The sequence below is a fragment of the Vibrio sp. T11.5 genome (genome assembly GCF_027587155.1).
Taxonomy (GTDB): Bacteria; Pseudomonadota; Gammaproteobacteria; order Enterobacterales; family Vibrionaceae; genus Vibrio; species Vibrio neptunius.
This window is the reverse complement of sequence record NZ_JAPPTP010000007.1, coordinates 179,437-201,874: the sequence shown is the minus strand read 5'-3', so window position 1 is coordinate 201,874 and position 22,438 is coordinate 179,437. Positions and strand designations below refer to the sequence as shown.

The 22,438-nt window shown below is 44.2% G+C and carries 18 protein-coding genes; 13 read left to right on the top strand and 5 right to left on the bottom strand.

Features of this window, described 5'->3' with window-relative positions; genetic code table 11:
- The 7 genes from OH455_RS10145 to purF all read left to right on the top strand — a co-directional run.
- A partial coding sequence (locus OH455_RS10145) for a FimV/HubP family polar landmark protein (RefSeq protein WP_333482725.1) occupies positions 1–926 on the top strand: 926 nt, incomplete at its 5' end.
- 92 nt (positions 927–1,018) lie between these two features.
- The gene (gene truA / locus OH455_RS10140; protein WP_269981271.1) at positions 1,019–1,813 is read left to right on the top strand and encodes a tRNA pseudouridine(38-40) synthase TruA; all 795 of its coding nucleotides are present in this window, start codon (positions 1,019–1,021) and stop codon (positions 1,811–1,813) included.
- 176 nt (positions 1,814–1,989) lie between these two features.
- Entirely contained in the window at positions 1,990–2,916 is a 927-nt protein-coding gene (gene accD / locus OH455_RS10135) for an acetyl-CoA carboxylase, carboxyltransferase subunit beta (RefSeq protein ID WP_045975314.1), read from the top strand.
- Positions 2,917–2,960: 44 nt separating this feature from the next.
- Positions 2,961–4,226: a bifunctional tetrahydrofolate synthase/dihydrofolate synthase gene (gene folC / locus OH455_RS10130; protein WP_269981270.1), complete on the top strand. Its 1,266-nt coding sequence runs from the start codon at positions 2,961–2,963 to the stop codon at positions 4,224–4,226.
- The gene (locus tag OH455_RS10125; protein ID WP_206368428.1) at positions 4,227–4,772 is read left to right on the top strand and encodes an SPOR domain-containing protein; all 546 of its coding nucleotides are present in this window, start codon (positions 4,227–4,229) and stop codon (positions 4,770–4,772) included.
- A 62-nt stretch (positions 4,773–4,834) separates the two neighbouring features.
- On the top strand, positions 4,835–5,326 hold the full coding sequence (locus OH455_RS10120) for a CvpA family protein (RefSeq protein WP_045975311.1): 492 nt from the start codon (positions 4,835–4,837) through the stop codon (positions 5,324–5,326).
- Positions 5,327–5,361: 35 nt separating this feature from the next.
- Complete coding sequence (gene purF, locus OH455_RS10115) at positions 5,362–6,876, top strand: amidophosphoribosyltransferase (RefSeq protein WP_045975310.1); 1,515 nt, start codon at positions 5,362–5,364, stop codon at positions 6,874–6,876.
- Between the two features lie 78 nt (positions 6,877–6,954).
- Here the strand turns inward: purF and znuB are convergent, their stop codons facing one another.
- On the bottom strand, positions 6,955–7,740 hold the full coding sequence (gene znuB / locus OH455_RS10110) for a zinc ABC transporter permease subunit ZnuB (protein WP_045975309.1): 786 nt from the start codon (positions 7,738–7,740) through the stop codon (positions 6,955–6,957).
- Positions 7,733–8,518, bottom strand: coding sequence for a zinc ABC transporter ATP-binding protein ZnuC (znuC, locus tag OH455_RS10105; RefSeq protein ID WP_269981269.1), 786 nt, complete (start codon positions 8,516–8,518; stop codon positions 7,733–7,735). The genes znuB and znuC overlap by 8 nt, the downstream gene beginning before the upstream one ends.
- Before the next feature lie 82 nt (positions 8,519–8,600).
- Between znuC and znuA the strand changes: the two genes are divergently transcribed.
- From znuA to OH455_RS10080, 5 genes are all read left to right on the top strand, one after another.
- Positions 8,601–9,479, top strand: coding sequence for a zinc ABC transporter substrate-binding protein ZnuA (gene znuA, locus OH455_RS10100; protein ID WP_269981268.1), 879 nt, complete (start codon positions 8,601–8,603; stop codon positions 9,477–9,479).
- Between the two features lie 237 nt (positions 9,480–9,716).
- Entirely contained in the window at positions 9,717–13,034 is a 3,318-nt protein-coding gene (locus OH455_RS10095; RefSeq protein ID WP_269981267.1) for an AraC family transcriptional regulator, read from the top strand.
- A gap of 531 nt (positions 13,035–13,565) precedes the next feature.
- Complete coding sequence (locus OH455_RS10090) at positions 13,566–13,793, top strand: FeoA family protein (protein ID WP_021457201.1); 228 nt, start codon at positions 13,566–13,568, stop codon at positions 13,791–13,793.
- Positions 13,793–16,069: a Fe(2+) transporter permease subunit FeoB gene (gene feoB, locus OH455_RS10085; RefSeq protein WP_269981266.1), complete on the top strand. Its 2,277-nt coding sequence runs from the start codon at positions 13,793–13,795 to the stop codon at positions 16,067–16,069. Before OH455_RS10090 ends, feoB begins: the two co-directional genes overlap by 1 nt.
- On the top strand, positions 16,066–16,296 hold the full coding sequence (locus OH455_RS10080) for a FeoC-like transcriptional regulator (protein ID WP_269981265.1): 231 nt from the start codon (positions 16,066–16,068) through the stop codon (positions 16,294–16,296). The genes feoB and OH455_RS10080 overlap by 4 nt, the downstream gene beginning before the upstream one ends.
- Positions 16,297–16,326: 30 nt before the next feature.
- Here OH455_RS10080 and OH455_RS10075 read toward each other — a convergent pair whose 3' ends face one another.
- Both OH455_RS10075 and argS read right to left on the bottom strand, forming a co-directional pair.
- Entirely contained in the window at positions 16,327–16,755 is a 429-nt protein-coding gene (locus OH455_RS10075; RefSeq protein ID WP_269981264.1) for an HIT family protein, read from the bottom strand.
- Positions 16,756–16,854: 99 nt separating this feature from the next.
- The gene (gene argS, locus OH455_RS10070; RefSeq protein ID WP_269981263.1) at positions 16,855–18,588 is read right to left on the bottom strand and encodes an arginine--tRNA ligase; all 1,734 of its coding nucleotides are present in this window, start codon (positions 18,586–18,588) and stop codon (positions 16,855–16,857) included.
- 244 nt (positions 18,589–18,832) lie between these two features.
- On the opposite strand from argS, the gene OH455_RS10065 reads away from it, so the two are divergent.
- Positions 18,833–19,432 (top strand): VOC family protein, encoded by a 600-nt coding sequence (locus OH455_RS10065; RefSeq protein ID WP_269981262.1) that lies wholly within the window; start codon positions 18,833–18,835, stop codon positions 19,430–19,432.
- Here OH455_RS10065 and OH455_RS10060 read toward each other — a convergent pair.
- Positions 19,424–22,198 (bottom strand): insulinase family protein, encoded by a 2,775-nt coding sequence (locus OH455_RS10060; protein WP_269981261.1) that lies wholly within the window; start codon positions 22,196–22,198, stop codon positions 19,424–19,426. The genes OH455_RS10065 and OH455_RS10060 overlap by 9 nt on opposite strands.
- Positions 22,199–22,438 lie beyond the last annotated feature (240 nt).

Sequence of the window (22,438 nt, the reverse complement as noted above, 5' to 3'; positions counted from 1 at the left end):
CACAGGAGCCTGAGCCTCAAACACAATCAAGCGATTCGACATTACACAGTGAGTCGTTGGATTTAGCCGATCTAGATATACCTAAATTTGGTGACGCAGCTCCGACAGAGAGTAATGTTGAATTAGAGGAACGTGAACCCAACGCATCAGCCGATCAAGACTATGACAATCTGCCTGAATTCGATGAACAAGATGCCCTAGCGGCAGCATTTGATGCTGGCTCTCAAGATGTTGACTTTAAGCTAGATGAATTGGAGCTACCATCTTTGGGGGAAATACCTTCTGAAGCGGCACAAGAGCTAGCAAATCATGAATACAATGAGGATGCGTTTGATGAGCTGCTTGCGGAAGAAGATCCGAAGCAGTCAACAAGTTTTGATTTTGAGTCTCCAGATCCTCTGACTTCTGATAGCGCAGGTATGGATATTGAGGCCATGTTGGAAGTGGGAGAGGATTGGAATGGATTCAGTCTTTCTCCAGAGCAGCAGTCTCAGATTTCGGATGATATCCCGGAATCTGAACAGGGAGTATGGGATGACAACAATCGTCCTGAACAAGCTCAGATATTGGATGAAAATTGGGAAGACCAAGACGAACTCGACGAGTTCACACCTCAGGAAGGTGAGTTCCGAACAATCGATGAGTTGATGGCTGAAGTTGAAAAAGAAGAGCAGCAGGACTTTCAGGAAGAAGATCTGAAATTAGATGTTGGGCTGAGTGACTTCCCTGACGTTATCGGTGATACAGGTGATGTTGATGTCGATAGTAACTCGGAGGCCGCAGGTAAACTTGATTTGGCCAAGATCTACATTGAGATGAATGATTCACAAGGAGCAATTAAGCTTCTTGAGGAAGCGATTGTCGATGGTAGTGATGAAATCCGTCGAGAAGCCAAAAATCTTATCGATGCGATTAACGCTAGCTAAAGTTTAGTCATCAGAGAGGGGGCGGGGAGCCCCTTATCTTTTTGAGTAAAAATGTTTATACTTCTCGGCCTGTTTTTGAAGAGATCACCCCGATGAGAATTGCATTAGGTATTGAGTACAATGGCACTCAGTACTTCGGCTGGCAGCGTCAGAAAGAAGTGAAAAGTGTTCAGGAAAAGCTTGAGCGGGCACTGAGCATCGTAGCAAACCACCCAGTAGAGGTTCAGTGTGCAGGTCGCACTGATGCAGGCGTACATGGTACTGGGCAAGTAGTTCACTTTGACACCACGGCGAATAGAAAGATAGTTGCTTGGACGATGGGCGCTAATGCAAACTTGCCAAGTGATATTGCGGTTAGGTGGGCGAAAGAGGTACCTGAAGAATTTCATGCCCGTTTTGCTGCTACAGCTCGTCGTTATCGTTACATCATATTTAACAGCGCCCTACGACCAGGTATTTTGTCATCAGGGGTGAGCCACTATCACGGTGAGCTTGATGTCGACAAAATGCATGAAGCGGGTCAGTATCTGCTGGGCGAGAATGACTTTACATCCTTTCGTGCCATCCATTGCCAGTCACGTAGCCCTTGGCGCAATATGATGCATCTGAATGTTACCCGTCATGGGCAATATGTTGTCATCGATATTAAAGCCAATGCATTTGTACATCACATGGTACGTAATATTACCGGAAGTTTGATATGTGTAGGGCGCGGCGAACAGACTCCGGAGTGGATAAACTGGCTGTTAGAAGTGAAAGATCGCAAACTGGCTGGTGCCACAGCTAAGGCTGAAGGTCTATACTTGGTTGATGTTGATTATCCCGCAGAATTTGAATTGCCAAGAGTGCCAATTGGGCCACTATTTTTGCCAGACAATTTGAACTAGTTCGTTCTAAATTGTCCAACTAATCAGTTCTTTAGGGCGTGAGATACTAGTGTAAGAAATAGGTACAACCAGTTTTTTGTCTACACTTGGCATTTTATATGCTTTAATCCTCTCGCGTAAATTCAGAATTTTTGTCCTTCGCAAAGTGCGGAGGCGATGAGATAAAAAGGTCTTCCATGAGTTGGCTTGAAAAGATTTTAGAAAAAAGCAACATTGTTAGTTCACGTAAAGCGTCCATCCCTGAGGGTGTATGGACCAAATGTACATCTTGTGAACAGGTGCTTTATCACGCTGAACTAGAGCGTAACCTAGAAGTATGTCCAAAATGTGATCATCACATGCGTATGAAAGCGCGTCGTCGTTTGGAAACATTTTTGGATGAAAACAACCGCGTAGAACTTGCGGACGAGCTTGAACCTCAAGACAAGCTTAAGTTTAAAGATTCAAAGAAATACAAAGATCGTATCTCAGCTGCACAAAAGAGCAGCGGTGAGAAAGATGCTCTTATTGTAATGAAAGGTGAGCTGTTAGGCCTCCCTATCGTTGCTTGTGCATTTGAATTCTCTTTCATGGGCGGTTCAATGGGCTCTGTAGTTGGCGCTCGTTTTGTCCGTGCTGTAGAAGCGGCTATCGAGAACAATACAGGCCTTGTTTGTTTTTCTGCAAGTGGTGGTGCACGTATGCAAGAGGCTTTGATGTCTTTGATGCAAATGGCCAAAACCAGTGCTGCACTTGAGCGCCTGTCTCAGAAAGGTCTGCCGTTTATTTCAGTAATGACGGATCCAACTATGGGGGGGGTCTCTGCAAGCCTTGCGATGTTGGGTGACGTGAATATCGGTGAGCCCAAAGCGTTGATTGGTTTTGCGGGCCGTCGTGTTATTGAACAGACGGTACGTGAAGATCTTCCTGAAGGTTTCCAGCGTAGCGAATTTCTGCTCGAGCATGGTGCTATCGACATGATTGTTGATCGCCGAGAAATGCGTCAGCGTATTGGTAGCCTGATTGCGAAAATGACTAACCAACCTTCGCCTCTGGTCGTTTCTGTTAACGATTCACAAAATGAAGCTGCTTATTCTGTACCAGAAGCGGACAAAAAAGGGTAAAGTAACATACTAACAAACAACCACAATGACTTGGTTAGAGTTAGATGAGTCAATCCCAAATTCCTCAAGCCACATCCTCTCTTGCGATGTGGCTTGATTATTTAACAAACATACACACCTCTGCTATCGATCTTGGCTTAGATCGTGTTAAGGCTGTCGCCGAGAAAACCAACCTAGTTAAACCTGCTCCTACCGTGATTACTGTCGCGGGGACCAATGGTAAAGGTTCCACTTGTGCACTTATGGAAGCCATATTGCTTGATGCAGGCTACTCCGTTGGTGTTTACAGTTCACCCCACCTGATTCGCTATAACGAACGTATCCGTATTAATGGTCAAGATTTGGCTGATGAGAAGCACACTGAAGCGTTTGACTTTATTGAAAAGCAGCGTGGCGATATTAGTCTAAGTTTTTTTGAATATGGGACTTTAGCGGCATTGCGCCTGTTCCAAACTGAAAAAGTGGATGTTGTCTTACTTGAAGTCGGTTTAGGTGGGCGTTTGGATGCGACGAATGTTGTTGACCACGATGTTTCTATCATTACCAGCCTAGCGATTGATCATGTTGATTGGCTTGGTGATGATATCAATGTCATCGGTTTCGAGAAGGCAGGCATTTATCGCGCCGGTAAACCAGCGATTTGTGGTCAGCCTAAAGCACCGTCAACAGTTGCAGCACACGCTGATGACATAGGCGCTGAACTGTTTCAGGTAGAAATCCAATACAACTACCAGTTGGTAAGTGAGAATACCTGGCGTTGGACACATGGCTCTTATGAGCTTGATGAGTTGCCTGTTCCGGGATTACCGTTACAAAATGCCGCCACAGCATTAATGGCGCTTGCTACTTCTCATCTCGATATCTCTGACATCAATATTGTCAAAGGTTTGAAAGAAGCAAAGTTACCAGGAAGAATGCAGGTGGTGAGTATCGATCCAACAGTCATTCTCGATGTGGCGCACAATCCGCACTCCGCTGAGTACTTGGTAGAAAGCGTTCAACGAAAGTTCTCGAGCAAAAATATACACGCCGTGGTTGCGATGTTACACGATAAAGATATCAAAACGACGTTGGAGGCTTTATCTCCAGTTGTTAGTCAGTGGTACCCTGCTTCACTGCAAGGCCCGAGAGCGGCGAGCGCTGATGAGCTCTGTAAATTCTTACCCGAAGGCAACGAGCGCTTTGCCACCCCTGTTGACGCTTTTAAAGCTGCCATGACAAGCGTAGGAGCTGAAGATGTCATTTTAGTGGTGGGATCATTCCATACTGTCGGTGAAGTTCTCGAATTCTGGCAGAACCAAGGAGAGTAAATGGCGAGTAAGTTTCAAAATCGTTTGGTTGGCACCATTTTACTGGTATCAATTGGCGTTATCGTGTTGCCCGATGTCCTTGATGGCAAGAAAACGCATTATGAAGAAGAAATTGCCAGTATCCCTATTAAGCCAGAGCTCGATAGTGATGTTGAAAGTTTCGATGTGCTTGAACCTGTCGATGACACCGCAAGCCTACCTGAGACTCCGGTAGAATTAGTACAAGACATAGAGCCATCCGTTGAAGCAACGGATGATAAACCACTGCCAGTTGCGATAAAGGAAGTTCCAGAACGCAATGAGTATCAAGACAGCGCTTGGATTATTCAACTGATGGCGTTGAAGAATGCTGAGAATGCCAAAAATGTTGTAAAAGACCTTCAAAAGCGTGGCTATCAGGCTCATACCAAACTCGAAAACGGTTTTACTCGTGTCATTATCGGTCCTGATGTCTCTAAGAATAAGCTAGAGCAACAAGTGACAGAACTCGAAAAAATAACCGGCTCTAAAGGTCGATTGCTTAAATTTAAGCCACTAAACCCATAAGAAAACGTTTGCGTCGGCGTTTTTTCTGTTAAAATGCGCGCCAACTTAAGATGTAAGAACAGATGAATTCGTTAGATATTGTCATTTTGAGTGTGATCGGCCTATCGGCATTGATCAGTTTGATTCGAGGCTTCGCAAAAGAAGCATTGTCCTTAGTTATTTGGTTTGGTGCTTTTTTTATCGCCAGTCAGTACTACGCAAAATTAGCGGTGTACTTCTCCAATATCCAAGACGACATGTTTCGTAACGGAGCCGCGATCGCAGCCTTGTTTGTTTCAACGCTAATCGTGGGGGCTATAGTGAATTATGTCATCGCTCAATTAGTACAGAAAACAGGCTTGTCGGGAACAGATAGAGTACTTGGCGTCGTCTTTGGCGGCTTGCGTGGTGTTTTGATTGTTTCTGCTGCATTGTTTTTTATGGATGCGTTTACATCGTTTCCAGACTCAGAGTGGTGGAGGAGTTCGCAACTGGTACCGGAATTTAGCCGTATCATTGCGCCTTTCTTTGAGCACTTGCAAGCAACATCAAGTTTCTTATCTGGCGCGCTATAACGCGCCAGCCATTGTCGCAAATCGAGGGTTAGGACATGTGTGGTATTGTTGGAATCGTGGGTACAACGCCTGTAAACCAGTCTATCTATGACGCACTGACTGTATTGCAGCATCGTGGCCAAGATGCCGCGGGTATTTGTACCATAGAAAGCAATCGTTTTCGTCTGAGAAAGGCGAACGGTTTAGTTAAGGATGTGTTTGAAGCAAAACACATGCAACGCCTCCAGGGAACGGTTGGTATTGGTCATGTGCGCTACCCAACAGCCGGTAGTTCTAGTGCCTCAGAAGCTCAGCCTTTCTACGTAAACTCTCCATTCGGTATCACTCTCGCTCACAATGGTAATTTGACTAATGCTGCTGAAGTTCGCGAGAAATTATTTGAGAAAGACCGCCGTCACGTCAACACGACTTCTGACTCTGAAGTCCTACTCAATGTGCTTGCCCATGAAATTGATACAGTCAAAGGCAATGTCACCGCAGAAGACGTATTTCGTGCAGTGACTAACGTACATCGAGCTATCCGTGGTGCTTACGCTGTATCTGCAATGATCATAGGTCACGGTATGGTGGCTTTCCGTGATCCTAATGGTATTCGTCCGCTATGCCTTGGTAAGCGTGTTGTCGGTGAGACGATAGAATACATGGTTGCTTCAGAGTCTGTTGCTCTGGATGCTGTTGGCTTTGATTTCATCCGTGATGTCGCTCCGGGAGAAGCTATTTATGTAACTTTTGATGGTGAGTTACATACCAAGCAGTGCGCTGATAACCCTGTGCTCAATCCATGTATTTTCGAGTTTGTTTACTTCTCACGACCTGATTCGTTTATTGATAAAATTTCGGTTTATAGTGCTCGCGTAGAAATGGGTAAGAAACTTGGTGCGCGTATTCGTGATGAATATAGCCATCTTGATATTGATGTGGTTATCCCAATCCCAGAAACTTCATGTGATATAGCCTTGCAAATCGCACAGGCTATCGATAAACCTTATCGTCAGGGATTTGTGAAAAACCGTTACGTTGGTCGTACTTTTATCATGCCAGGGCAACAACAGCGTAAAAAGTCAGTGCGCCGCAAGCTGAATGCGATTCGTTCGGAATTTAAAGACAAAAATGTTCTGTTGGTTGACGATTCGATCGTTCGTGGTACTACGTCAGAACAAATTATTGAAATGGCTCGCGACTCCGGTGCTAGGAAAGTCTTTATGGTTTCAGCGGCACCAGAGATACGTTTCCCTAATGTGTATGGTATTGATATGCCAAATGCGAATGAGTTAATTGCCCATGGTCGTGACAATGATGCGATATGTAAGCAAATCGGTGCCGATGAGCTGATATTCCAGACATTGGATGACCTAGTAGAAGCCGTAGGCATGGGTAATACGGATATCATTCAATTTGAAACATCGGTTTTCAATGGTCAATATGTCACTGGTGATATCGATCAGAAGTACTTGGACTTTTTACAATCTTTGCGTAGCGATGATGCTAAGGTTCAGAGAGAGATTCAACAAGATCTCGCTAATCTAGAGTTACATAATGAGGGAGCGTAAGACTGGCGACGACGCTCTTTCTTGAGGCTCGATAAAAGGGTTGGCGCATTGCGTCAACCCTTTTATCTTTCCATGACCTCAGTGTTTTGTGCGATAAGCCTGCGCTAACATGAACATCGCCGTAGCACTGATAACAACGGAAGGGCCTGCCGGGGTGTCATAATGCCAAGACATACTTAGACCAAGTAAGACTGCCACAGCACCAATACAAGAAGCCGTGAAAGCCATTTGCTCCGGAGTCTTTGAGAAACGTCGTGCAGTGGCTGCTGGTATAATCAAAAGTGATGTCATTATCAATGCACCGACAAACTTCATACCGATAGCGATCACGAGACCAACCATAACCATCAAGATTAGTCGCATTAAATCAACGTTATGTCCTTCAACAGCAGCCAAATCCTCATTCACTGTTGTTGCGAGCAACGAGCGCCAGAAACAAAACAAGATGACAGAAACTATTGCCGAACCGACATAGATATAGAAGAGATCGTTCGGGGTTACTGCAAGTAAATCACCGAATAAATAACTCATAAGATCGATACGAACATTGTCAAGAAAGCTCACTGCAACAAGGCCCAGTGAAAGTGCACTATGGGCTAAGATCCCCAGCAAAGTATCGGTAGCCACAAGCTGTTGTCTTTGTAATGCAACCAAAATGAAAGCCAACGCAAGGCAGCAGACGATCAAAGCAAGGTATAAGTTGACGTCGAGCAAGAAACCGAGAGCAAGGCCCATTAAGGAAGCATGTGCTAAAGTATCACCAAAATAGGCCATTTTACGCCAGACGACGAATGATCCAAGTGGGCCAGCAATTGCTGCAATACCAAGCCCAGCGAGAATAGAAGGTAGCAAAAACTCAATCATGGTGATGGCCGTGTGAATGATGGGAACAAGAAGATGCAGCACCCAGAACTGGGTCACCAGCAAGATCATGATGATGGTGTTGATGCTGATGATGATAAAACGCGAGAGATTCGCTGCGAACTTCCCCAAAAAGAGCGATGTAATTAGGGTGCTTAGTGATATCCGCTGGTGCGCCTGAACAACAGATATGATGGTGTAAGCAGATTACATCATCCGTTTTAGCCATTACAAGATGCAAATCGTGTGAGACCATGAATACCGCACAACTAAAACGATGGCGAATGGTATCAATCAATTCGTACAAGTCAATCTGTCCTTGAACATCAACACCTTGAGCTGGCTCATCAAGTACGAGTAGGTCAGGTCGTTGTAGTAATGCTCTCGCCAACAGAATCCGCTGGTTTTCACCTCCAGATAACGAGTGCATGTTGGCCCTTAGCAGATGCTCGGCACCAACAAGTTTAAGCGCATCTTGGAGTTCCTGCTCACTGTATTTGCCAGCGAGTTTCATAAAACGTTTAACGTCTAGAGGAAGTGAATCATTGAGTCTTAGCTTTTGAGGGACATAGCCAATCTTGAGCCCTTTTGCTTTTTTTACTGACCCTGTGAACCTTTTTTGCAGCCCCAAAAGTACTTTTACTAATGTAGATTTACCCGCACCATTGGGACCAATTAAAGTAGTGATCTCGCCTCTTTTAAGCTGGAGGCTAATGTTATCTAGGACTTTACGCTCATCAAATTGAACGCAAACTTGTTGAAGTTCGACCAGTGCCGACATGAATGGAACTCATTTGCAAATAACTAGTGTTATAATGTAACATTTGTCGCACTTTAACGCCAGAGAGTAGTGGTATTGAATTATGAAATATCTTATCCCTTTGCTATCCATACTTGCTATAGGTAGTGCCAATGCTAACGAGGTACTGACCAGTATCAAGCCGATTCAAATGATCACCTATGAGATCACCCAAGGTGTTTCTGAGCCAGATGTATTGCTTGACTCCAACACTTCTCCCCATGATTACGCGCTGAAGCCATCTGACGTAAAGCGAATTAGAAAAGCGGATCTGGTTGTTTGGTATGGAAAAGACTTAGAACCTTTCCTAGCCAAAGTTCTTGAGGATCAGAAGAATGTTTTAACCATTAGCGAGATCCATGGTTTAAACCTACGTGAGTTTTCTGCTGACGGGCATAGTCATGATCATGATGGACATCATCATGGTTCACACGATCCGCATTTCTGGTTAGGTCATGAACAAAGTATCAGGGCCGCGGAAGCAATCAGCCAAAAACTTGCTGAGGTAGACCCGAGCAACAAAGATGTTTATCAAGCGAACTATCAGGCGTTTGTGAAAAATGCTAATCAGTACGATGAAAAGTGGCGGGCAGCGTTAAAGCCAGTAAAAGATGTGGGTTACTACGTATTCCATGATGCCTATGGTTATTTCGAGCAGGACTATGGCTTAAATCATTTGGGGCAATTTACTGTCAGCCCTGAGAGAAAACCAGGTGCTAAGACACTTATTAAAATAAAGAAAGCCTTGGCAAAAGGTGATGCTAAGTGTGTTTTTTCTGAACCTCAGTTTACCCCTGCAGTTGTTGAGTCTGTAACACGTGGTAGTCAAGCTAAACAAGGAGTGCTTGATCCTATTGGTACCGGAATTCAAGTTGGACCGGGAAGCTACTTTACTTTTATTCAATCTATAACGGACAGCTTTGCAAAATGTCTTAATCAATAAAAATCGGTTTGATAAAGAGTTAAAGGGAAGTGTAACACTTCCCTTTTTTGCATTAACACAACAACAAAAGATGGATTTTTTGAAGCAGCTTCTTGTTTCTCGGTTTAAATACAAGATAATTATTCGCACAAAATAATTTAATGATCTCATTCATTTAGTCTAGTTTTGTCGATTAGATGAACCGATAGCTCAGTCTAGATGTAATTAAATGCCATTTTTGCTGCAAGGGAACTGTGAGTGTATAAAGCTATTTGCTTCTTATCGCTATTGCTAATAACTCGTTTGGCATCCGCGATGGATCTTCCTTTGTCGGTTTTTTACCCACTGCCTACTAAAATTCAGGGTAAAGCTTTCGCAGCCAAAGCTCTTTTTTTAGCCGATAATGGTGGAGTTTGGTTTCAGGATGTCAGAAATCAGCTACTTTTTTTTGACGGTCAGAATATCTTACCTAAATCAGGTTCCGCACTTGAGTTTAGTGCAGAAGATATTGCGTTTATCGACAATGCGTTTTGGTCGTTTGTGGGGAACGAGATCTATCGGACCATTCCAGGTAAAAAACGAGAGTTGATGTTTGGCCTGACCCCCGGAACTGAAGTATTACAGATCGGGGTTTCCAATCGCTATATTTGGATCTCTGATGCCTCTAGTTTCTACACGTATCATGTCGACAACGCCGAGTTTACCTCTTATTCCTTGATAGAGTTATACCAATACAATCAAGCGGCAAAAATAAGCATTACTGACGCTACGCTGATTAATGAGAAGTGGGTGTTGGCAACAAATGCAGGGGTATATTTGTCTGATGGCAGTCACTTTGAGCATATTCCTCGCTCTGGAACGAACTATATAGAAACCCTCCATTTTTCTGATAAACGTCAAGAGTTGGTTTTAGGAACTCGTTATGGGACAGTCCTAATCAATATCAATGAACCTGATTCCTCTATAAAACAGATTCCAAGCGGGCATGTTTTGAGTATAGAGGAAACGCAAGAAGCTTATTGGATAGGCACGGACTCTGGTTTACTCACTCATACTTTTACTACTGGTGAAAGTGAGTATTTCCCTGAGAGTCTCAAGCGTAATAGCATTTTGTTTGGTGAAAAGGTTTATTCGTTACTCAATGATCATCGTGGTGGGATGTGGATTGCCACTGAGCGGGGGATATACTATTTCTCTTTGTTCGCTCACCACTTCAAGCGTTTTCCTGATTTGATGCTTAGCCATGGTTCTGTTTCAGAAAAACTGATCCAACTGACCAACATGAAAAGCAGGAGTGGATTCTGGATGATCACGAGTGCTGGCGTTTATGCGCTAGCCTTAGACCAAAATGCTTCCAGGAAACGCCTTTACAAAGGAAAAGTGAACGATGTGATTGAGCAGAATGGGGTACTTTGGCTCGCTACCGAGAACGGTATTATCTCTGTTGATAGTGCATCTGGTGCAGTTATTTCTAGTCGTTTACCCAACCTTCTCAACAACTCTTCAGTGAAGTTGCTAGAACTGGATTCACAAGGGCGATTATGGGGAGCTAGTGATCTAAAACTATGGCGTTATGACATCAAAAGTCGGCAGTTGATTCAGTACGGGTCTGAGTGGATACTAAATAAACACCTACCAACTCAGTTGACCCAGATGGCAGTGACAGAGAATGGAAGCCTAGTTCTTGGTACCGAGAATGGTTTATATGTTCTAGTTAATGGTCAGATTCATTATGTTGATGAAGCAGAGCATTTTGGTCGAGTCGTGAGCATCGAAGAAGTCAACAAAGGTGAAGTATGGATTGCGAACACCTACGGTTTGTATCGATTAGATATTGCCAGCTTACAACTTAACCCTCTAGACATGGTAGATGAGCATATTACTACCAAATGTCTGGTTAGAAATAAGAATGGTATCTGGATGACGTCTTCTGCTGGGCTTACGCATTATGCGAGTAGTGGGGAAATTGAAGCACACTATAGTGAACCGTTGGGCCTAGAGAACAACGAATTTCTGTCTGGATTATGCACTACTGGGTCTGAGAGTAAAGACAATCTGCTATTTGGCTCTAGGAGAAGTTTGGTCAAGATTGATACGAAAACGTTGAGTGTTACCCCCCCTCCTAAGCGACAAGTCGTATTCAGCCAGGTCGTTGCTAACCAGGAGCTATTCTCGCTTGGCGGAAGTGTACTAAGCGCGCCAAACGTAAAATATGGAGAGTCGATTGCTTTCCAATTTGGTGTACTCCCCCAAGTTAGTAATGTGTCACTTCAATATCGTTTTGGCCGCCAAGAAAACTGGCAAGACCTTGAAGGAATGAAGCTGACCATAGAACATATTCTCCCCGGTGACTACACTTTGCAAGTTCGTGTCTCGACTAATGGTTTTGTTCAAGGCGACATTGAATCATTTCTCTTTACAGTGGAAGAGCCATGGTACATGGGGGTTTATGCGGTCATATCCTACATTGTTGCGGCTTCTTTACTTATCGCAGTTATTGTTTATTGGCGATCACACATGATGGCGAAAACCAATAAAGAGTTGAAGTCTCTGGTTGCACTACAGACCAACCAATTACGTCATCAAAGTCGGATTTTACTGACCAACAACGACAAATTACGTAAGCAGCTGCAAATAAGACGTATTTTGTACCACCAGTCGCTGCAGTCTTTACGGGAAAAGCTTCAAGGTTATTCTTTGAAAGAAGAGGTTGAGCTTGAGCAAGGACAGCAGCATTTCGTGCAATTTATGACTCATGAGCTGGACTTGTTGCTCAATGTTCGGGCTGCCAATGGTGACGCTTTACCTGTTTATAACCTGTCATTGGTCCTACGCTCGGCCTTGTATGGCTGGCGAGAGGAACTTAACAAATCTGCTTTGTCTGTCGAAGTCAGGCCTGCGCAAGATAAAGATATTTATGTCGCGCTCGAAGTGTTTAACCTTGATAGTGTGTTTAATCTACTGATTGATAATCTGATCAAACGCTCGTATCGGGGACAAGTTGCCTTGATGACTTGCCGTATCAGTAACGACAAAGTGCATTTTTCTATGACTGAACAAGGCAAAAGATTTGATGATCCGTCAGTGAATACCATTGAGCTGTGGAATGAACTGGAGTCTCTAGTCAATGAAAGCGGCGGCTGCTTTCATCGATACTGTTCTGATGAAAACAACACTATCGAGTTTGTATGGTCAGCGGGTAACGAGTTTAAAGAAAATTCAATGGTTAAACTCTCAGATATTGGGGTATCTAAAGACCCATGGATTGAGAAACTTGAAGCCTTAGTCATGCAACACTATTCCAATCCAGAGTTTGGTACCGCGGCAGCAGCTAAGCAGATGTATTTATCAGAACGAAGTTTGCAGCGCCGATTTAAATCTGCCACACAACGTACATTTATGGATTATGTCACAGAGGTACGGTTAGACTATGCCTGTCGGCGCTTGCTGGCTGGTGAGAAAATATCCGATGTAGCCTTTGAATGTGGATTTAATGATCCCTCTTATTTCAGCCAACGATTCAAACATCGTTTTGGTGTGTCACCTTCCCAATTCATTGAAAACCAAGATAGTTGATGAGACTAAGCTGTCCAGTGAGCTTAAAAGGCACACTTGAAGCTATGTACTGCAGAACCTGAGAACACACTGATTGACATACTTTAAAAAAATATCGTGGTATAGCCGGGGTGACTATACCACGGGTGCCAATGACACCTTCGCTTGCTGCCGGAGTGATGCATGCTGCACCACCTCTGGAATTTCTTGTCTTTGAGGAGCTTTCCCTGTCGACGTTTTTAACTATAAAACTATCGACTTATTTTACTTATAAAATTAACGCCAAGGTTGTATGACAAAAACGACAACTTTTCTAAATTATTGATTTTAATTGATTATTTATTGTTTATTACCAATGGTGTCAAAATGGAATGATGACTAAATACTCGTTATCGATAACTTTTAACGGATTTGACGAGTTGTAAATGAACAAAAATAACGTTCCATAAATGTAATGTTTGATTTCAGACAAGATTTACAAAATTTACACGGGCTAAGATTCCAGATTATTAATAATAATATTTCTCATTTTTATCTTTAATTGGCCTGTCTATGAAACTTTCAGATTTAACTCAAGGGCAAAAAGCAACGATCACCGGTTTTTCAGAGCTTTCTAATGATGTCAGGAAAAAGCTCATGGTAATGGGGCTGCTTCCTCAGACTCCAGTCACTCTTATCCGTAAAGCCCCAATGGGCGATCCTCTTCAGGTTGAGGTTCGTGGTGTATCTCTCGCAGTTAGAACTAATATTGCGAATTCAATTCATGTGGAGGCCAACTGATGAAATACAAAATTCTGACCGTCGGTAATCCAAACAGTGGTAAAACAACACTTTTTAATGGCCTGACGGGAGCCAAACAGCAAGTTGGTAACTGGGCAGGTGTGACGGTTGAAAAGAAAACAGGTCGTTACAGTCATTCTGGTGATGATTTTATGCTCACCGACCTTCCTGGTATCTACGCATTGGATAGTGGTAACGATGGCAACAGCATTGATGAGTCGATCGCTTCACGTGCTGTACTAACGCACCCAGCGGATTTAATCATTAACGTTGTTGATGCGACGTGTCTTGAACGCAGTTTATATATGACGCTTCAGCTGCGAGAGCTTGGCAGACCGATGATGGTTGTGCTGAATAAAATGGATGCATTGAAGCGTGAACGACAAACTATCGATGTTAAAGCGTTAGAAAAAATGCTGGGCTGTCCGGTCTATGCGTTATCTGCAAACAACAAAAATCAGGTCCAACGCCTGAAAGAACGTCTACATAAAGCGGTGGTTCAAGGCGTTGCGCTGAATGAACTGAAGATTCGTTATGACGTAGAATTTGAGCAGGCGATAGACCAAATCCAACCTGTTTTTGCTAATCATTCTGAGGTATCCGCACGCGCTCTTTCTATTCGAGCTTTAGAGCAGGATCTGTTGGTCTTAAACAATCTCTCGTCTGAGGAAAGGGATAACATTGCAAAGGTTCAGAACAACATAGACCTAGATATCGATCTTACGGTTGCCGATACCAAATATACCTTCCTCCATGAACAGTGCAAAAAAGTGCGCCGGACTGAAGGCAAGCTTAGTCATAGCTTTACGGAAAAGGTGGATAACATCATTCTCAATAAGTGGGTTGGTGTTCCATTTTTCTTTGTCGTTATGTACCTAATGTTTATGTTCTCTATCAATATCGGCAGTGCATTTATCGACTTCTTTGATATTGGTGTCGGCGCTTTGCTAGTTGATGGCGGACACTACTTGTTAGATGACCATTTGCCTGTCTGGCTGGTGACATTGATTGCGGATGGCGTAGGTGGCGGTATCCAGACTGTCGCCACTTTTATTCCGGTGATTGCTTGCTTGTATCTTTTTTTGGCTATCTTGGAAAGCTCAGGCTATATGTCTCGTGCTGCTTTTGTTCTCGATAAAGTGATGCAGAAGATTGGTTTACCGGGTAAAGCCTTCGTCCCATTAGTTCTTGGCTTCGGCTGTAACGTACCAGCCATCATGGCAACACGAACGTTAGATCAGGAACGTGAACGCAAACTTGCTGCTTCAATGGCGCCGTTCATGTCTTGTGGTGCTCGTCTTCCTGTATATGCATTGTTTGCTGCCGCGTTTTTCCCTGAAAGTGGCCAGAATATCGTATTTGCTCTTTACCTACTGGGGATTGCTGCGGCTGTATTCACTGGGTTGGTGCTAAAGCATACGCTTTATCCGGGCTCAAGCGACAGCTTAATCATGGAAATGCCTGATTACGAATTACCAACGATACAGAATGTACTGATAAAAACGTGGCAAAAACTGAAACGCTTTGTTCTTGGGGCAGGTAAAACTATCGTTGTTGTTGTGACTATTCTTAGCTTCCTCAACTCTGTAGGTACTGATGGGTCATTTGGCAATGAAGACAGCGAGAATTCAGTACTGTCCAAAGTCTCTCAGGTGGTGACGCCTGTATTTGAACCGATTGGCGTTCATGAAGATAACTGGCCAGCGACAGTGGGTATTATCACAGGCATTTTTGCCAAAGAAGCGGTAGTGGGTACTTTGAACAACCTTTACGCCCCAAGTGAAGGAGAAGAAAGCGAGTTCAATCTTATGGCGAGTTTGGAAGAGGCGGTCATGTCTATACCGGAAAACTTAGCTGGATTGAGTTATTCCGATCCGTTGGGTATTGAAGTGGGTGATTTGACCGACAGTTCTACTGTGGCAGAAGAGCAGGAAGTCGACGCTTCTATTTTTGGTAACCTGAACCAGTATTTCGTCTCGGGCCATGCCGCGTTTGCTTACTTGATTTTCATCTTGTTGTACACACCGTGTGTCGCGGCTATGGGCGCATATGTCCGTGAATTTGGTCAGAAATTCGCGCGCTTTATTGCTGTATGGACGATGGGTCTTGCTTACGGCGGTGCAGTGCTTTACTACCAGACGATGCATTTCACAGACCACCCAATCTACAGTGCAGCCTGGATAGCCGGAGTCATTTTGGTTTCCTTTGCGACTTATCGCGCGTTGAAAGCGGCGGGGCTGAAGCAGGTGCATTATGCTGAGGCACAAACAGCATGATCTTACAGGAGTTGAAACGGCACATCGAACAGCAGGGTTGCGTTAGCCAGAAAGAACTCGCGAAGAAATTTTCAATGAGTGAAGACGGTGTCGATGCCATGCTGGCGGTATGGATCAAAAAAGGGAAGATATCTCGCTTAGTCGATACCAATAAAGCTCAGAAAGTGACCCGGATCCGATACTCCGCGAATAGGGTCGATGAGTTATCTCTCACGGTGACCATGTAAAGAAAATGCCGCTGGTAACAGCGGCATTTTTTATGCTTTTTTAAACAAGCTACTTAGTGACAAGACATTTTGAATCTTACTGAGTATCGCTTGTTGTTCCTCTTCAGCACGAAAATTCCCCTGAGTATTTCCCCATACGGGCCCCGGCCAGGCAACGTCATCTTTAAAACGAGCGATGTGATGGACATGAAGTTGCGGGACCATATTACCAAGCGCACCTAAGTTGAGTTTATCTGGGCGAAACGTTGCTTCTAATGCTTGGCTTACTGCTTGTGATTCGAGTAAGAACTGTTGTTGCTCTTGCATTGGCAAGTGATGCAGTTCTTTGAGGTTGTCCCGCTTAGGAACAAGAATGACCCAAGGAACAGCGTTGTCCTTGTGGAGCAGAGCAATAGTCAAAGGAAAGTGACCGATGACGCTAGTATCCTTTACCAGTTGTGGGTGGAGTTCAAAACTCATGATTCATTCCTATTAGTATTTTTAGCCAGTATACGCCAGAAAAAACAAAAGGTTGATGCTTTCACATCAACCTTTATTTTCTATCGCTAAAGCCCTAGCTTACATACGTTCTAGCGTATCAATACCTAGCAGAGAAAGACCTTGCTTAATTGTCTTCGCCGTCAGTGCTGCCAGCTTCAGACGACTCTGTTTAACAGACTCATCTTCTGTGTTCAGAATTGGGCATGCTTCATAGAAGCTTGAGAATTGGCCAGCAAGTTCGAATAAGTAACTACACATGATATGCGGTTGACCTTCACGAGCAACAGACTGCACGGCTTCTTCAAATTGAAGTAGCTTGGCGATAAGAGATTTCTCTTTCTCTTCGGTGATCTGAATGTTACCAGCTAGCTCATCCATAGAGGTGCCTGCTTTGGCAAAGATAGATGCAACGCGCGTGTATGCGTATTGCATGTAGGGCGCTGTGTTACCTTCAAATGCTAACATGTTGTCCCAGTCAAACACGTAGTCAGTTGTACGGTGTTTAGACAGGTCTGCGTACTTAACAGCAGCCATTGCTACAGTGTTCGCGATGTTTTGCTTTTCAGCCGTTTCTAAGTCTGGGTTCTTAGACTCGATAAGTTTGATTGCACGCTCTTCTGCTTCATCTAGTAGGTCCGCCAAACGAACTGTGCCACCTGCACGCGTCTTAAATGGACGGCCATCTTTACCAAGCATCATACCGAAAGCGTGGTGCTCAAGAGTTACCTCTTCTGGCACATAGCCTGCTTTACGAACGATTGTCCATGCTTGCATGAGGTGTTGATGCTGGCGTGAGTCAATAAAGTACAATACGCGGTCTGCACCTAGCGTTTCGTAGCGGTATTTCGCACAAGCGATATCGGTAGTGGTGTACAAGAAGCCGCCGTCACGCTTCTGGATGATGACACCCATAGGCTCGCCGTCTTTGTTTCTGTACTCTTCAAGGAATACAACTTGTGCACCGTCATCTTCTTGTGCAAGACCTTGCTCTTTCAGGTCTGCTACAATGCCAGGAAGCATGTCGTTGTACATGCTCTCACCCATTACGTTTTCGCGAGTTAGAGAGACATTAAGACGATCGTAGTTGCGCTGGTTTTGGATCATGGTGACATCCACCAGTTTCTTCCACATCTCTGCGCAGTATTCATCACCACCTTGCAGTTTAACCACGTAGTTACGCGCCTTTACTGCAAACTCTTCATCTTCGTCGTAAAGCTTTTTCGACTCGCGGTAGAAGGCTTCAAGGTCAGCCAGCTCCATTGAAACTTCACCAGACTCTTGCTGTACACGTTCTAGGTTGGCGATAAGCATACCGAACTGAGTGCCCCAGTCACCGATGTGGTTGGCACGGATAACTTTATGACCAAGGAATTCGAGAGTGCGAACCACAGCATCACCGATGATTGTTGAACGCAGGTGGCCAACGTGCATTTCTTTAGCAACGTTTGGCGCTGAATAGTCAGCAACGATCGTTTTTTGCGCTTCAGCTGCAACACCAAGGCGAGAGTCAGATAGCGCGGACTCAGCCTGTTTAGCGAGGAATTCTTCGCTCAGGAAGATGTTGATAAAACCAGGGCCTGCAATTTCAGTTTTGCTTGCAATACCGTCAAGGTCTAGAACATCCAATACTTTTTGAGCAAATTCGCGTGGGTTTGTGCCGAGTTTCTTAGCAACGCCCATCACACCGTTTGCTTGGTAATCACCAAACTGTGGCTTTGCTGATTGACGAACGGCTGCAGGGCTGCCCGCAGGTGCGCCAGCGGCTTCAAGAGCCTGAGATACTTTGTCGTTAATAAGTGCTTGGATATTCACACGCGCTTCCTTCAATTCTTGGGAATTGGTTGGATATGCATTGAGTTATTCAGCTTCGTCAGACGCTATTACTGAATAATATCCACTCTGGTGGAGTGAATGCATATCTCTATAGAGTTCATAATTTGGCGCACATAATACCAACTTTATTACTTTTCTTATAGGGAGTGTACTGGGAAATTTTCTACTTTTCCTTAGGTTCTTGCTAGTATTGCGGAAAAATCAACGTTTTGGATAGATGAAAATGTCTCAAAGACTACTGGATGCTGAATTGATGCCTTCACAAATGAAAGGCAAGATTGAAGATTTTATGCATAAAATTCAAGGTTTAAGCGAGAAACTGCATATTAATTTACGTCCTTTTCAGGCGGATCATATTGCATTACGTATCAATGACTTGGAATTGGCAAAACTGGCTCATCAAGAATGGTTAAAAGAAGGCTGTGAAATATCAAATGCGGTGATAAATGGTCGTCCGATCATTGTGATTGAATTCACTGAGCCATTGAAGGCATTAAATTGGTCCATAGAGTGCTTAGAATTGCCTTATCCAGCCGAGGGTAAAAGCTATCCGCAGCAGTCATGGGAGCATGTCGAGTTCGTTGTTCCTTCGCAAGCTGAAACAGCAGAGGAATTTTTGCAGGGCATCAAGCAGCAACAGCCAGAACTTGCCAAGCACTGGAATCAGCTGGGAGAGCAGGGAATTAAGGTCAAATTATCAAGTCCGAAGGGAGAGGGTGAGCGTCTCAACAATCCTACAGTGGCATTTAAGCACGATGGCGTTTGTATCAAGCTTCACCCACATTCATTGAAAAAGATTGTCGAGTCGGAGCAATCAGCCTAAATCGATGTCCTTTGGTCTCAATTGAAATTCTTCAATTGAGCCAATTTCCAAACCTAATTGGAGCGGAGCGGAGTCATGATGTGCGTTTCCTTGAGTGTGCATAATCAGGCGGTTCGCTGTTCTTGGCTTAAGCTCGTTGACCACAAAGCGAATCATATCAGCGCGTGTTAAGGTTTTGAGTTCCTCTAATACCCTCTCTTTCTGATTGAATTGGTGATCTTTATTACCGATGGCAACCCATAGGCGTTGAGCTCGACTCCTTAACGTTGTATCTGGCGTGGCTATCTGATTCCATAGTCCTTTCTTACTGCTGTGCCATTGGTACTCGTTGAGCTCAAGAAGCACCATGTAGAACGCATTGAGAAACTCATCAATCGAGCTAATCAAATCGATAGGGGCGGCATTGGGAGACTGTACATAGAGCACAATACCCGGATGACGATTGAGTGGTAAGTTCCCTGTTCCTACCATATAACCCAGCTGTTGTTTGGTTCTTATTTCATGAAAGAAAGTGGCAGACATCAGGTGGTTGGCCAGTGAATAGAGTGCTATGTGTCGGGGTTCTATGTCATCACATTGGTAATAAACCACAATGGCAGAATCGTCTTGGTTACACTCCACCGAACGTTGGAAAGAACCATTTTCGCCAAGCATAATTAGAGGGCGAAGCGCTTCTTCATATTGTTGATTGTGCACTCGGAGTGCATCTTTAAGGGTTGTCCCTAACTGAATGGCGTCGGTGCGGTTCCAATCTCCATAAACAAACATCTCGACATGCAATTCAGCCAAAATGTCCTGAACGAAGTCCGCTAACTCTTCGACATGAATGTTTTCAAGCGCCTCCAGCAATTCCACGTAAGGTGGGTTATTGGGTTGCAACAGCCCGGTCATTGCGTTGAACAGCTGCGAAATAGGCTTGTCTTGTGCGGCGTTACGCCAGTTCCTGATTAGCTGAGTTTTGATGGTCTCAAAGCGTTTGGCACTGAATTCTCTTTTAGCAAAGCGATTGAGGATCATTTTCATCAACTCAGGCTGCTTCTTGCTAAAACCAGACAGTGTTAACGTTACGCCACCTTGATGGGCATACATGTTGTAGCCCATACCGGCAATTTCCGCCTGATAAGTCTCTTTAGCCAGCGAATCGAGGAACATTTCTACACACAAGCGTGTTTTGACAATGTTTTTCGGATTAGCGACCGCATGCGGGCTATCAATCGCCACATAGATGACTCCCTTAGGCACGCGGAATTCATGGTCTTGTAGGTGCCACAATTTGAAGCCTGGAAGATCTTCAATGATTTCAGGAATGTCAGCCTGAGAATCGATGGGTTGCGGATCCAAGTCATAACAAATAAATGGGTTCTTTGGTGGAAGGCAAAAGCTCAATTCGCTTGTGGCTTTGTAGTAAGCTAGCTTCTCTGAGTTAAATGGAGTGACAGAGTAGGGGGAAGCGTACCATTGAGCTTGCTTGTCATACGTGAAGCCCTGCGCGAGTAGAGTAATACGAAGGTTCTCTGGCGTTAAATATTGGAGTAGGTCTTTGAGCAGAGGTTCGTCATACTCATTCATCATAAAGTCGCCGTAGATCGTATCGTCTGGCGAATAATGCTGCATGTTGACCACTAAATGACTCACTAGGTCGAGTGGTCTGGTAGGTTCTTGAAAGCGGAAAGCAGATTCCAATACTGCCTGCTTTTCAAGATAGCGCCACTCATCAAAGCCTTCATGGCTCAGGAGAGAGAGGTAGCTAAACATGGCTTGAACTATCTCGTCTACGTGATCGACGCCATTAGACGTTAACGCACAGCTAACAGTAAACTCTCGATAGTTACTTCCGCTTGTTCCGCCTCCGGCAGAAAGGGAAGTTATCCATCCGGCGTCCTTTAAGGCAAGCATTAGACTGCCGTCTCCCTCATACCCCAGAAGATGAGCAAAGTATGACAGTGGTTTTTGACGGTAATATTGGTCCATACAAGGCATGGGGAAAGTCAAAATCAGTTTTCTAATTTCTTTTACAGGTTCAACATTAACCAAAATACGGGTGGAATGCTCATCGACATACGGGACATCAATCGTCTTACCCGCCAAATTGTGCGTAGGAATTGCGGAAAACTTTTCGCTGATCCAGCTCTCGATTTCATCTAGCGGCTGGGGACCCATTGCGGTTAGTGTCATTAAGTCAGCAGAATAGTGCTGCTCATAAAATTTAACGATGTCATCTCGAATTGACTGACCATCGCGGTCCGCTAGTGTTTCTAGATTTCCTACAGAGAATTTAGCAAAAGGATGGGCCGGATTAACCAGCTCTTTATGGACCTGATACAGCCTTCTAGAGTCATCTTTAAGTTTGAGTTTATATTCAGATTCTACCGCTTGGCGTTCCTTATCTAGAGCTTCATGGTTAAAAAGTGGAGCGGTAAAAAATTGACTGAATCTTTCAAGGCTGTCATCAAATGCAGAGGGTGCGATGTCAAAAAAGAAGCAAGTGTGCTCTGTTCCGGTCCATGCGTTATTGCTGCCACCATGCTGGTTAATGTAGCTTTGAAACTCACCTACTTTAGGGTACTTTTCGGTTCCTAGAAACAGCATGTGTTCCAAATAATGCGCGAGTCCCTGTCGTTCAATAGGATCGTCAAAATGACCGACATTAACAGCTAAGGCTGCCGCTGATTTTTGTGCATCGCTATCGTGGATCGCCAACACTCTAAGCCCGTTTTCCAACGTGAAGTAGCGATATTGGCTGGTATCATTCGGGCTTATGTGCACAAGAGATTCTCCGCTAAAGGTGCTTAGATATTAGTATGTACGTGATGTCGATGAGTGCCAACAATCTGTGTAACAAATAGAAGCTACGCAAATTATTGGTTCGTACATCAAGATTGTTAAGAAAGTCGAAGTCTTTAGCAAGGCACTTGATATAATTATTTTTTAAACGGGCTCTAAAAGTCCTCGTATAAAACAATAACAATCGTAATGACTAGAAAGTCGCAGAGTTAGGAAGAAGCC

Bases quoted from the DNA above. Each gene is read 5' to 3' on its own strand.
- truA (WP_269981271.1), top strand. From the start codon at position 1,019: ATGAGAATTGCATTAGGTATTGAGTACAATGGCACTCAGTACTTCGGC.
- accD (WP_045975314.1), top strand. From the start codon at position 1,990: ATGAGTTGGCTTGAAAAGATTTTAGAAAAAAGCAACATTGTTAGTTCA.
- folC (WP_269981270.1), top strand. From the start codon at position 2,961: ATGAGTCAATCCCAAATTCCTCAAGCCACATCCTCTCTTGCGATGTGG.
- OH455_RS10125 (WP_206368428.1), top strand. From the start codon at position 4,227: ATGGCGAGTAAGTTTCAAAATCGTTTGGTTGGCACCATTTTACTGGTA.
- OH455_RS10120 (WP_045975311.1), top strand. From the start codon at position 4,835: ATGAATTCGTTAGATATTGTCATTTTGAGTGTGATCGGCCTATCGGCA.
- purF (WP_045975310.1), top strand. From the start codon at position 5,362: ATGTGTGGTATTGTTGGAATCGTGGGTACAACGCCTGTAAACCAGTCT.
- znuB (WP_045975309.1), bottom strand. From the start codon at position 7,740: ATGATTGAGTTTTTGCTACCTTCTATTCTCGCTGGGCTTGGTATTGCA.
- znuC (WP_269981269.1), bottom strand. From the start codon at position 8,518: ATGTCGGCACTGGTCGAACTTCAACAAGTTTGCGTTCAATTTGATGAG.
- znuA (WP_269981268.1), top strand. From the start codon at position 8,601: ATGAAATATCTTATCCCTTTGCTATCCATACTTGCTATAGGTAGTGCC.
- OH455_RS10090 (WP_021457201.1), top strand. From the start codon at position 13,566: ATGAAACTTTCAGATTTAACTCAAGGGCAAAAAGCAACGATCACCGGT.
- feoB (WP_269981266.1), top strand. From the start codon at position 13,793: ATGAAATACAAAATTCTGACCGTCGGTAATCCAAACAGTGGTAAAACA.
- OH455_RS10080 (WP_269981265.1), top strand. From the start codon at position 16,066: ATGATCTTACAGGAGTTGAAACGGCACATCGAACAGCAGGGTTGCGTT.
- OH455_RS10075 (WP_269981264.1), bottom strand. From the start codon at position 16,755: ATGAGTTTTGAACTCCACCCACAACTGGTAAAGGATACTAGCGTCATC.
- OH455_RS10065 (WP_269981262.1), top strand. From the start codon at position 18,833: ATGTCTCAAAGACTACTGGATGCTGAATTGATGCCTTCACAAATGAAA.